The sequence below is a fragment of the Flavobacterium sp. genome (genome assembly GCF_046293665.1).
Classification (GTDB): domain Bacteria; phylum Bacteroidota; class Bacteroidia; order Flavobacteriales; family Flavobacteriaceae; genus Flavobacterium.
Genome location: NZ_JBKBOL010000001.1, coordinates 410,016 through 422,647 on the forward strand (window position 1 = coordinate 410,016; position 12,632 = coordinate 422,647).

At 36.0% G+C, this 12,632-nt stretch carries 12 protein-coding genes; 11 read left to right on the top strand and 1 reads right to left on the bottom strand.

The window, feature by feature from the left end; genetic code table 11:
* From ACK4R1_RS01840 to ACK4R1_RS01850, 3 genes are all read left to right on the top strand, one after another.
* Complete coding sequence (locus tag ACK4R1_RS01840; protein ID WP_409682833.1) at positions 1–903, top strand: cation diffusion facilitator family transporter; 903 nt, start codon at positions 1–3, stop codon at positions 901–903.
* A 10-nt stretch (positions 904–913) separates the two neighbouring features.
* Entirely contained in the window at positions 914–1,729 is an 816-nt protein-coding gene (locus tag ACK4R1_RS01845; protein ID WP_409682836.1) for an NAD(P)H-hydrate dehydratase, read from the top strand.
* Positions 1,730–1,804: 75 nt separating this feature from the next.
* Positions 1,805–3,928 carry a Tex family protein gene (locus ACK4R1_RS01850; RefSeq protein WP_409682839.1) on the top strand — a complete coding sequence of 708 codons (2,124 nt, stop codon included), beginning with the start codon at positions 1,805–1,807 and terminating at the stop codon, positions 3,926–3,928.
* A gap of 152 nt (positions 3,929–4,080) precedes the next feature.
* Here the strand turns inward: ACK4R1_RS01850 and tatA are convergent, their stop codons facing one another.
* Positions 4,081–4,281 carry a twin-arginine translocase TatA/TatE family subunit gene (tatA, locus tag ACK4R1_RS01855; protein ID WP_409682842.1) on the bottom strand — a complete coding sequence of 67 codons (201 nt, stop codon included), beginning with the start codon at positions 4,279–4,281 and terminating at the stop codon, positions 4,081–4,083.
* 140 nt (positions 4,282–4,421) lie between these two features.
* Here tatA and ACK4R1_RS01860 point away from each other — a divergent pair, with 140 nt between their 5' ends.
* The 8 genes from ACK4R1_RS01860 to ACK4R1_RS01895 all read left to right on the top strand — a co-directional run bounded on the left by ACK4R1_RS01860 (position 4,422) and on the right by ACK4R1_RS01895 (position 12,632).
* Positions 4,422–5,291 (top strand): M23 family metallopeptidase, encoded by an 870-nt coding sequence (locus ACK4R1_RS01860; protein ID WP_409682845.1) that lies wholly within the window; start codon positions 4,422–4,424, stop codon positions 5,289–5,291.
* A 3-nt stretch (positions 5,292–5,294) separates the two neighbouring features.
* Entirely contained in the window at positions 5,295–5,660 is a 366-nt protein-coding gene (locus tag ACK4R1_RS01865; RefSeq protein ID WP_409682848.1) for an SdpI family protein, read from the top strand.
* A gap of 2 nt (positions 5,661–5,662) precedes the next feature.
* Entirely contained in the window at positions 5,663–7,159 is a 1,497-nt protein-coding gene (locus tag ACK4R1_RS01870) for a GH3 auxin-responsive promoter family protein (protein ID WP_409682850.1), read from the top strand.
* 113 nt (positions 7,160–7,272) lie between these two features.
* Positions 7,273–8,157 carry a carboxypeptidase-like regulatory domain-containing protein gene (locus tag ACK4R1_RS01875; RefSeq protein ID WP_409682853.1) on the top strand — a complete coding sequence of 295 codons (885 nt, stop codon included), beginning with the start codon at positions 7,273–7,275 and terminating at the stop codon, positions 8,155–8,157.
* Positions 8,157–9,011, top strand: coding sequence for a carboxypeptidase-like regulatory domain-containing protein (locus tag ACK4R1_RS01880; RefSeq protein ID WP_409682855.1), 855 nt, complete (start codon positions 8,157–8,159; stop codon positions 9,009–9,011). Before ACK4R1_RS01875 ends, ACK4R1_RS01880 begins: the two co-directional genes overlap by 1 nt.
* Positions 9,012–9,905 carry a carboxypeptidase-like regulatory domain-containing protein gene (locus ACK4R1_RS01885; protein ID WP_409682858.1) on the top strand — a complete coding sequence of 298 codons (894 nt, stop codon included), beginning with the start codon at positions 9,012–9,014 and terminating at the stop codon, positions 9,903–9,905.
* Between the two features lie 42 nt (positions 9,906–9,947).
* On the top strand, positions 9,948–11,639 hold the full coding sequence (locus tag ACK4R1_RS01890; protein WP_409682860.1) for a DUF6909 family protein: 1,692 nt from the start codon (positions 9,948–9,950) through the stop codon (positions 11,637–11,639).
* A 9-nt stretch (positions 11,640–11,648) separates the two neighbouring features.
* Entirely contained in the window at positions 11,649–12,632 is a 984-nt protein-coding gene (locus ACK4R1_RS01895; protein WP_409682863.1) for a hypothetical protein, read from the top strand.

Sequence of the window (12,632 nt, forward strand, 5' to 3'; positions counted from 1 at the left end):
ATGAGCGAAGTTCATATCCACAAACATGAAGTAAAAGGGAAAAACCTAGTCCTTTCCATAATCCTGAATCTGATTATTACTATCGCGCAAGTAGTTGGCGGAATCATTTCAGGAAGTTTGGCGCTAATTTCAGATGCTTTACATAATTTTTCCGATGTACTTTCGTTGGTTTTTAGTTTGGTCGCACACAAATTGTCCAGAAGAAAAGCCTCTATCAATAATACTTTTGGGTATAAAAGAGCCGAATTAATAGCCGCTTTTGTCAATGCGTCAACTTTAGTGATAGTAGCGTTTATATTGATTTATGGTGCAATAGGAAGATTTGTTAATCCGCAAGCTATAGAATCCGGATTAGTCATTTGGTTGGCTTTATTAGGTATTATTGTCAACGGAATGTCTGTGCTTTTTCTCAGAAAAGATGCCGAGCACAACATTAATATGAAGTCAGCTTATTTGCATTTGCTCACCGATATGATGGCTTCCGTAGCCGTTTTAGTTGGCGGTTTGTTGATGAAATTCTATGGTTGGTTTTGGGTCGATAGCGTAATGACGATTGCCATTGCTATTTATTTGATAGTGGTTGGTTTGAAATTACTAATTCAATCTACCAAAATGCTAATGCTGTTCACGCCCGATTTTATCGACATCAAAGAATTGGTTCGCGAAGTACACAAAGTAAAAGGCGTAAATAAATTACACCATATTCACGTTTGGCATTTAAACGACGAAGAATTACACCTCGAAGCACATCTTGATTGTTCTGACGATATTAAAATGAGTGAATTTAATGAATTGCTTCACGAGGTAGAACAAGTTTTATTTCTCAAATTTAACATCAATCACATCAATATCCAACCCGAATTCAAAAAAGAAGATCCAAAAGATTTTATAGTTCAGGACTAAAACTTTCAACATGATTACTGTTGACCAATATCTTATCCGAAAAATTCTCAAAAAACGCTTGCCCGAATCCCATAAAGGCAACCATGGCCACGCTTTGATTATCGCCGGAAGCAAAGCCAAAATGGGCGCAGCGATTATTGCCGCAAAAGCTTGTTTGAGAACCGGAGTTGGTTTGTTAACGGTTAATATTCCAAAAAAAGAGCGATTGGCTATTTTTACTTCTATTCCTGAAGCGATGATTGAATTTCGTGAAGAAAAGAACGATTGGGAAAAGTACAACGCTTTCGCCATCGGACCGGGTTTTGGAACCGATAAAACAGCTGAAAGAAAAATAGAATTTTTAATTAAAAATGTAAAATTGCCAACAGTTTTTGATGCCGATTCGCTCAATATTTTAGCCAAAAACCAACAATTGCTTTCTAAACTTCCCGAAAAATCTATCTTAACACCACATGTTAAAGAGTTTGATAGACTCTTTGGTATTCATTTTTCCGTCGAAAAAAGACAACAAAAAGCCATTGAGAAAGCAGTAGAATTAAACTGCATTATTGTCTTAAAAAGTCACAAAACTTTCATCACCGACGGAACCCAAAGTTTTCAAAATACTACCGGAAATTCCGGCTTGGCTAAAGGCGGTTCCGGCGATGCGTTAACTGGAATCATTACTGCTTTTTTAGCCCAAGGTTACGAACCTATAAATGCCGCAATTCTGGGAGTTTATCTTCACGGATTAGCTGCCGATATTACGTTGGAATCCCAAAGTGTAGAAAGTATGTTAATTACCGATGTGATAGAAAATTTAGGCAAAGCTTTTCAAAAAATTTAAGCATAAATCTTTGCGTCCCGAAGTTTCGGGATTGCGTAATACTTTGCATCTTTGCGGTTATAAGAAATTCAACTGATGACCAACATACAATTCATCCAAAGCCAAGTTACGGCTTCGCCAAAAAGTATCGAAGCCACTTTAAAATTATTATCAGAAGATTGCACCATCCCTTTTATTTCTCGTTACCGAAAAGACCAAACCGGAAACTTGGACGAAGTGGTCATTGAAAATATCGCCAAACTTTCCAAGCAATTCGATGAAATAGTAAAACGAAAAGACAGCGTTTTAAAATCGATTGAAGAACAAGGTCAACTAACTTCTGAATTGAAAAGTAAAATTGATAACAGTTTCGATTTGCAAGAGATTGAAGATTTGTATTTACCCTATAAAAAGAAGAAAAAAACCCGAGCCGATATCGCGCGTGAAAATGGTTTAGAACCTTTGGCCAAAATTATCATGGCACAAAATAGTGATGAAATAGAATTCATCGCGTCTAAATATTTGAATGCCAAAGTCGCCAATGAAGACGATGCTTTACAAGGTGCGCGTGACATTATCGCCGAATGGATTAACGAAAACATCTATATTAGAAAAAATCTCCGTCGTTTGTTCCAAAGAAAAGCGATTGTAGAAACTAAAGTCGTAAAAACCAAAAAAGACGACGAAGCTGCTCAAAAATTTGCTCAATATTTTGAATGGTCTGAACCGATTTCCAAAGCGCCATCGCATAGATTATTAGCGATGTTGCGAGCCGAAGCCGAAGGTTTTGTCAAGCTAAATGTAGAAATTGAAAAAGAAGAAGCGATAGAGTTTATCGAAAACAATACCATAAAAAACAACCGAGAAACGGCTGATCAATTGCGATTAGCCATCAAAGACAGTTACAAAAGATTACTCGAACCGGCCATTGCCAACGAAACGTTACAAGAAGCCAAAGCGAAAGCAGATACTAAAGCCATTGAAGTATTTGCCGGGAATTTGGGACAACTTTTATTAGCGCCGCCATTGGGAGAAAAACGAATTTTAGCTATTGATCCGGGTTATCGCAGTGGTTGTAAAGTGGTTTGTTTGGATGAAAAAGGTGATTTGTTATACAACGAAACCATTTATCCACACCAACCGCAAAATGAAACTGCGATGGCAATGAAGAAAATCAAATCGATGGTGAATGCGTACAATATTGAAGCGATTTCTATTGGAAACGGAACGGCATCGAGAGAAACCGAATTTTTCATCAAAAAGATAGCCTTTGATAAACCGGTGCAAGTTTTTGTAGTTTCAGAAGCCGGCGCTTCGGTGTATTCTGCCAGTAAAATTGCTCGAGATGAATTCCCAAATTATGATGTAACCGTTCGTGGTTCCGTTTCTATCGGAAGAAGACTTTCCGATCCTTTGGCGGAATTGGTAAAAATTGATGCGAAGTCTATCGGAGTCGGACAATACCAGCACGATGTCGACCAAACCAAACTCAAAGAAGAATTAGACACTGTTGTGGTTCGTTGCGTGAATTCGGTTGGAATCAATATCAATACCGCGAGTAAATCATTACTAAGTTATGTCTCAGGAATCGGTGAAAAAATGGCCGAAAACATTGTTGCTTTTCGCTCTGAAAATGGTCCGTTTGAAGACAGAAAACAACTCAAAAAAGTACCGCGTTTGGGTGATAAAGCTTACCAACAAGCCGCAGCCTTTATCCGAATCAAAGACGGAAAAAATCCACTGGACAATTCGGCCGTACATCCGGAAGCTTATTCAATTGTAGAAAAGATGGCCAGTGATTTAGGGATGAAAACTGCAGAATTGATAGGTAAAAAAGATAAAATTGCTTTAATCAAACCGGAAAGTTATATTACTTCAGATATTGGAATTTTAGGAATCAAAGACATTCTAAAAGAATTGGAAAAACCCGGATTAGATCCAAGAAAAGCCGCCAAAGTTTTCGAATTCGATGCCAATGTCAAAACAATAAAAGATGTTCGTTCCGGCATGATTTTACCTGGAATTGTCAATAACATTACCGCATTTGGTTGCTTTGTCGATATCGGAATCAAAGAAAGCGGTTTGGTTCACATTTCCCAACTTAAAGAAGGTTTTGTTTCGGATGTTAATGAAGTAGTCAAATTACACCAACACGTTCAAGTAAAAGTGGTTGAGGTTGACGAAGAACGCAAACGCATTCAGTTGACGATGGTTATCTAAAAACAAAAACCCAACTTTTAAAGTTGGGTTTTACATTTTATTTTTCTTATTTCTTCTTAGAAAAAGAATAAAAAGTATAACTAAAATAGGACTTAAGACTATAAATAGAATGATAAATATTTCAAGTAAACCTAGTTTAGACATAAAGGTTATTACTCTTTAGTAGTTTCTTCTTCTTTTTTAGCGGCAGGAGCATCATCTTTAGCTGCGTTCTTAAATTCTTTTACGCCGCTACCCAAACCTTTCATCAATTCCGGAATTTTTTTACCGCCAAAAAGCAATAAGACAACCGCAAGAATCAATAGAATTTGTGGCATTCCAAATTCTCCTAAAAATATCATTAAAAAGTTCATGATTACTGTAATTAGATTAAATATTAGGCAAATGTAGAAAATAAATCAATAGGAGCGATTCTTTTAATCCTAAAGAACGTTAAACTTTATAAAATAGGAAGCAGATATTATTTTCTATATTTGTGGTATAATCAACAACTATGGCGGGAAAACGGCTCAAGCGCAAAATCATCAAGAAAAAATTATTCACTAAAAACCGTTTGGTTATCCTGAATGAAGACACTTTTGAAGAAGTATTTTCTTTGCGTTTGACGTTGATGAACGTGTTTGTGGTAGCTTCTATCGGAGCTTTATTGATTATTTTCGTAACCACTTATATCATTGCTTTTACGCCTTTGCGTGAATATATTCCGGGTTATGCATCGTCTAAATTAAAAAGAGATGCAACCGAATTAGCGCTGAAGTCAGATTCGTTAAGCAACGCTTTAAAGAAAAACGAAGCCTATATTGCTTCCATCAAAAGAGTTTTAACCGGCGATTTGGATTATGCCAAATTCAGTAAAGATTCAATAACGGCTACAAATCTCGAACCTGTTTCGGAAGAAGATTTGCAACCCACCGAAGCCGATTTAAAACTAAGAGAACAAGTCGCCAGAGAAGACAAATACAATCTTTTTGAAAAAGCCAAACCCAAAGTCAGCGTGGTGCTTTTTCCGCCGGCAAAAGGTATGATTACTGAGAAATTCAACCCTAAAGAAAAGCATTATGCGGTTGATGTGGCTTTGGCCAAAAATACACCGATAAAAACCATTTTGGGCGGAACCGTAATTTTCGCCGATTGGACGCCAACGACAGGAAACGTTGCCATAATTAGACACAATAACGGATTTATATCGGTCTATAAACACGCTGCGTCTTTAACCAAATCTCAAGGTGATAACGTAAGAACCGGTGAAGTCATTGCACTAGCAGGTTCAACCGGACAAGAATCAACCGGAGTGCATTTGCACTTTGAATTGTGGAAAGACGGTTACCCAATTGATCCAACAATTTTTATAGCATTTGAATAAATTATGGAAGCCATTTTAAATTACCTAAGCGAAAAAATAATGATCATTCCGTTTCTAATCGGAATCATTTTTACCGCAACAGCATTAATTATGTTAAGATTTCCACCCAAAAAAATCAATTATCTATACGGATACAGAACAATAGCTTCTATGAAGAACCAACAAGTTTGGGACTTTTCGCAACGTTATTCCGGCATTAAAATGATTCAAGTCGGATTGGTTTTAGTAACGATTTCTTTTCTAAATTTCTTTTTAGATTTAGCAGAAGGTTTACAAGTTGGTCTAGGTTTAACCTTAGTAATTTTAGCTTGCCTCTACTTGTTTTTCGCAACAGAAAAAGCCATAAAAAAGAATTTTCCAAAAGAATAAAAATGTCAATCAAATCAATAGCCGCCAAATTATTAGCCAAAAATGTGCATAAAAAAGTCCAAACTTGGGCTTCAAAACCTATTGAAACCCAACAAAAAGTGTTGAACAATTTAATCAATGAAGCTAAATTTACACTTTTCGGGAACGACCACGATTTTCTCAACATCAAAACTTTTGAAGACTTTGCCGCCAAAGTGCCGATTCGCGACTACGAAGAATTGCGGCCATACATCGATAAAGTTGTAAAAGGAGAAGAAAACATATTATGGAAAGGTAAACCGATTTATTTTGCCAAAACTTCCGGAACAACTTCGGGCGCGAAATACATTCCGCTGACTAAAGAATCGATGCCGTTTCACATTCAAGCTGCACGAAATGCCATTCTAAGTTATATACACGAAACCGGGAAAGCAGATTTTGTCGATGGCAAAATGATATTCCTGCAAGGCAGTCCGATTTTAGAAGAAAAAAACGGAATCAAACTCGGAAGACTTTCCGGAATTGTAGCGCATTTTGTGCCTAAATATCTTCAAAAAAACCGCATGCCAAGTTGGAAAACCAATTGCATCGAAGACTGGGAAACTAAAGTAAACGCCATAGTTGAAGAAACGTTTAACAAAGACATGACCGTCATTTCAGGCATTCCGTCTTGGGTGCAAATGTATTTTGAAAAACTACAGCAAAAAGGAGGAAAACCCATTGGCGAGATATTTAAAAACTTCAATTTATTCATTTACGGCGGCGTGAATTACGAACCCTATCGCGCCAAATTTGAAAACCTAATTGGCCGAAAAGTCGATTCTATAGAGTTATTTCCAGCTTCCGAAGGTTTTTTTGCCTACCAAGATTCGCAGAAAGACAAAGGCATGTTGCTGTTGTTGAATTCGGGTATTTTCTACGAATTTGTAAAAGCAGATGAATTTTTCACAGACCAACCAAGACGTTATACCATTGGCGAAGTCGAATTAGGCATCAATTACGTTTTAATCATTTCCACTAATGCCGGACTTTGGGCTTACAACATCGGCGATACCGTTCAGTTCACGAGTTTAAAACCGTATCGCGTTATCGTTTCCGGAAGGATTAAACACTACATTTCCGCTTTTGGCGAACACGTGATTGGCAAGGAAGTCGAAAGCGCTTTGCAAGAAGCCATGCAAGGAACAACGGTTCGGGTTAACGAGTTTACCGTGGCACCGCAAATCACACCAAAGGAAGGATTGCCTTATCACGAATGGTTTATCGAATTTGATCCCGAAGCTTCGGGAGAACCCGAAAACCTAGAAGATTTCGCCTTGAGAATTGATAACGCGATGCGCAAGCAAAACACTTATTACGATGATTTAATTGTGGGCAATGTTTTGCGAACTTTAGTCATTTCAAAAGTGGCCAAAAACGGTTTCCAAGAGTATATGAAATCCATCGGAAAACTCGGCGGACAAAACAAATTACCAAGATTGTCGAACGACAGAAAAATTGCGGATTTTTTTAATCAATAGGAGCGAATGGCTTGGGCATTTTTGGTTACCATTTTCCTGCTACCGAAACTCGCTGTAACTGCGTTACGAGCTCAAACAATTTCGGTATCAGGGCTAGAAAACAAACTAAAGGCATGAAAATAAACGCTATAATTATTGTTTTGTTTTTACAAACACTTTCGGGTTTTGCCCAAATTAAAGGTGTTGTTGTTGATGAAAAAAACCAACCGATTCCGTATGTGAACATTTGGGTTGAAAACGAAAATATCGGAACAACTTCGGATGAGAAAGGGATTTTCAAAATAAATACTTCTGAAGACAAGACACTTGTTTTTTCTTCCGTTGGTTTTGAAGTAAAAAAGACCGCGGTAAAAAATGAAGAAAAAGTAATTTTAGTAGCGGCTGTTTACAACTTAAGAGAAGTAGTCATTGCCAAAAGAAAGCAAGAGAAACAAATTGAAATCGGCGATGCCCAAAGAATACACCACAGACAATTGTCGGGAGACAAACCTTGGATTTACGGAAAATTATTTGAAAATGATACGATTTATGAAAAAACGCCGTTTCTAAAAAAGGTGGTGTTTTATTCAGACAGTGATAAAAAAGACGCCAAACTAAAAATCCGTTTTTTCGAATTCAACGATTCGATTCCCGGAAAAGACCTAATCGAAGAAGACCTGATTGTAACCGTTAAAAAAGGCATGAAGCGCAATGAGATAGATGTTTCTAAATACAATTTAAGATTTCCCGAAAAAGGAATTGTAATCGGTTTAGAATGGATGATAATAGAAGAAAACAGGGCCGATTTTGAATACAAAGATCCTAAAACTAAAAAATTGGTAAAACAAGAAGATTACGCGCCATCACTGGTGGTTAACTATTCTGAAAAAGAAAATGCGTTTACCTATTCTAGTGGGAAATGGCACAGAAGCAAAGTATTCCTAACCGAAAAGAAAAGTAAAGAACCTTGGTATAATAAAATAATGATGCCGGCTATAAATTTGATATTGACCAATTGATGAAAACAACACTGCTATTTTTTTTATTTCCGTTATTATTATTCGCCCAAACCAAAGGCATTGTAGTTGATGAAAAAAACCAACCGATTCCTTATGTGAATATTTGGGTTGAAAATGAAAATATCGGAACCACAGCAGAAGAAGACGGCACATTTTCAATACCGTTAAAGGAAACAAAAAGGATCGTTTTTTCGGCCTTAGGCTATGAAACTAAAATTGTTTTATCTACAAATCTCACCTCAATCACACTACATCCAAAAGCTTTAGAACTCAATGAAGTTGTTGTTGAAAGAAAAAAAGAAACAAGCGAAATAGTGATTGGTGACTTTTCGGGAATAAAATTAAATTCAGGCGTTACCAATACCGGACAAGAGAATGTTCACGTTTGGGGAAAATTTGTAAAATCAAATGAAAAAATCAAAGAACATCCTTTTGTTAAGTCAATCGAGTTTGTCACTAGTTCAAAACTAAATAATGTTTTATTGAGAATTAGGATTTTCAATGTTAACAAAGAAGGTTTTCCAACAGAAGACGAGGTTGAAGAAGATATTTTGGTATCGATAAAAAAAGGCAAGAACAATAATATTGTAGATTTAACAAAATACAACATTAGAATTCCCGAAGAAGGAATAATAGTGGGTTTTGAATATCTAAAATTAGAGCAAAATAAATACGAGTATAGTTATACCACAAAAGGGCAAAAAGGAAGTCAAAAAGGATATGCTTACGAACCATCCATTAAAGGTTTTTTTCCAGGAAGCGAATCACTTTTAATACTTAACCGTGATGGAAGTCCTCGTTCTAAAGGATATGGAAACGTAGAAATCGCCTTAAAAATTAAACTCACAAACTAAATGAAACTATTCGTTGCTTTATTTTCTTTTTTATCACTTTCCGCTCAAACCACCCGTGGCATAGCCGAACGGAACGAAGTTAAAGGCGTTGTAAAAGACAGCCTTTCCGGCCAACCCATTTCGTATGTCAATATTTGGGTTGAGAATGAAAACATCGCCACAACTTCTGAAGAAGATGGTACTTTTTCCATTAATGTTTCAGGAAACAAAAACCTGATTTTTTCAGCATTGGGTTACGAAAAGAAAACAGTTAAAGCCTCGAAATCAGGTGAAGTTTTTCTGAATTCCAAGGCATTTGATTTGGATGAAGTTGTTATTTCTAATAGCATTGACACCAAGAGAATTGTCATCGGTCAAACCGAAAATACTATCGCGCAAGCTTTTGACAACGGACCCAGAATTGACGTAAAATATTTTCCGTACAGTCAAGCTTACAAAAAAACCAGATACATAAAAAAAGTAACCCTTTCTACCGATAGTAGGATTGAAGACGCTACGATTAGAATTCGATTTTATCATGTTGATGCCAATGGCTTTCCCGGGGAAGAAATGCTCAAAAAAGATTTAATTGTTTCGGTTAAAAACGGCACCAAGAGTAATAAAATAGACTTGTCTGATTATAATTTGGTCATGCCTAAAAACGGTCTTTTTGTGGGTTTTGAAAAATTAATGATTGAAAAAAACAAGAAAGAAAAAACCATCATCGACCAAAATACCAAAACCACTCAAATCCAAAAAATCTATTATCCGTTCATACTATATAATTATGTAGAAAGAGAGGCGTTGTTCACTTTTTCAGGAGGAAAATGGAATAAAGAAGTAAAAGAAACCAACGGCATAGCCGAAAAAGTGAAAGGATACGAACCGGCAATCCACCTAATTCTGACCAACTAAACGACAAAAAACCTATATTTGCAGGTTAGAAAACAAAATTTAATGAAAGAAATTAAAAACATTTCGCGCTCAAGAGCGCAAGAATCGTCGGCAGCTATCGAACGATTGTACATTACCATGAGACATTTATTCAACAGAGGTTTTTATAAACCCATGGGTGTTTCGGGAGAAACTTTAAGAGAGGCGTTGTTGTCTCTAAGACCGGAAATTTATGGCAGTATTGCCGAAGAAAAAGTAGAACTCAACGGTTTGCTTTATGTAATAGAAAGACTTCCGGTAGGCATTGAAGAATGTCGTTTTATCAACTTAACTTCAGACGAAGGCTATTCAAAATCGCATTTTCAGGCGATTGTTCCACCCAAAAGAAGAAGAAATTGTTACCGTATTGATGAAGAACAAATGAACGTGGAAATCACGCGTGGCCGTTCTGACATCTATGATATTTTAACGCATTTGACTTTTATTTTTATCGAATCGCATAAAATTAAAGACCGCGTGATGTTAGACGAAACTACCGTAGAACTTACTCGCGATTGGCAAAAATTAGAACAAGCGGTTTTACAGAACAAAAAGTTCACACAATCAGAAAAGGAAGTGGCGATTTCTCATGCCGCCAATGTTTTGGGCAGAAGTTTTTCGGAAGTGTTAGATATTTATGATTCTTTCGGTACTAAAGAAAAACCGGATAGATTTTTACACGTAATTTATTGGTTGGGTAAATTAGCCATTGAAGAAATCGTTGACAACAACAAAAGAACGATCACTTTTAGTCCGATTTTAAGAGAAAGATTAGGCCATCATATCCACGGTGAAATTTGGGCTACAACCATCAAAGAAACCCTGAAAGCCAACAATTTATTGGAAAGACCGATTCACATTATCAGTGCCAACATGCACAGTGTAATGAATTCACTTTTTGCTACTACGGTGTTGAAAACCAAGTTTAAAGACAAATCAGATTTTTTTATCTATGAAGAATTGAGCAAATCGGGCGCTGATCCGGTTAGGAATAAAGTAGAAGAATTTGCCGTAAAACATGGAATGATTTCTTTGCCTGACCAATCGGGAACCAATATTGATGTTCAGATTTTTGATACAGCCAAAATCGATTGGACCAAATCGAGTTTCCCTAAAGCGGTTATTGGTAAAGAAAGCCCGGTGCTAATCGTAATGGATTATGCTTTTGGAGAACAAGCTTTTGAAACTATTGACGAATTATTGAAACCGTATAAAGACGGAAAAAATAAAACCTTCCTCAACGTAGAGTCGGTTTCCATTATGGGAAAAGCCGGTATTTTACAAGGCGGTAAAGGCGATATCATGATTCCGTCTGCGCACATCAATGAAGGAACAGCAGATAATTATCCGTTTGAAAATGAGTTAACGGCCGAAATGTTTGAGGGCAATGGCATTCCGGTATTTTCAGGACCAATGGTTACCGTTTTGGGAACATCGCTGCAAAATAAGGATCTTTTGAAATTCTTCCACGAATCAACTTGGGAAGTAATTGGTCTTGAAATGGAAGGTTCTTATTACCAAAAAGCAATTCAATCGGCTTCAAAAATCAGAAAAAGCATCCATCCTAATGTAAAAGTTCGTTATGCTTATTATGCTTCGGACAATCCATTGGAAACCGGAAGTACATTAGCGTCAGGCGGATTGGGTACAACCGGAGTAAAACCGACTTACTTGATTACCATTAAAATATTAGAACAAATTTTTAACGTAAAATAATCATTTTTTATGAGCGCAACACCTCAAAACAATACTGACAATCAGGAAATAGATTTATCACAGATTTCTAGGAGAATAGGAGGTTTTTTTGAAAACATTTCTACTCAAATTTTCAAAGCTTTCTTGTTTTTTAAAAAAAATGTAATTTGGGTTGGGATATTGTTTGTTCTTGGAGCTTCACTAGGGTATTATTTAGATAAAAAGACTAAGATTTATGACCATCAGTTGATTGTTGCACCTAACTTTGGTTCAGTAGATTATTTATACGCAAAGATAGAGTTGATTAATTCTAAAATAGAAGAAGGAGATACCCTTTTTTTAAAAGAAGTTGTAGGAGTTAAAGAACCTAAAAAAATAAGGTCTATAAACATTTCACCTATCATTGATGTATATAAATTCATTGATAATAGACCACAAAACTTCGAATTGATTAAGTTATTGGCAGAAAGCGGAGACGTAAAGAAAGTGGTTAATGAATCAATTACCAGTAAAAATTATCCTTCTCATTTAATTTCATTTAGCACAGTCCAATTGACTTCTCATGAGAAAACAGTTGTGCCGATATTGAAGTATTTAAATGATTCAGACTTCTACAATAAAATGCAAAAGGAATATTTGCAAAATATTAGATTAAAAGTAATTGAAAACGATTCCACTCTTACACAAATCAATGGGTTTTTAAACACGTTTAATAAATCACTTGACGGAACTCAGAAGAATGATAAATTGATTTATTATAATGAGAATTCACAACTTGATGATATAATTAAAACCAAAGATTTATTAATTGCGGAACAAGGAGAACATCGTTTAGAGTTGATTAATTATGATAGAATAGTAAAAGATACCAGTATCACATTAAACATAAGAAACAACAAGGCTACAAATGGAAAAATGAAGCTTGTTTTACCATTTTTGTTTATTTTATTTTATGTTTTAGTTAGATTATTTAAATCTTATTACAAGCATCAAATGGCCAAATTGAACAATTAA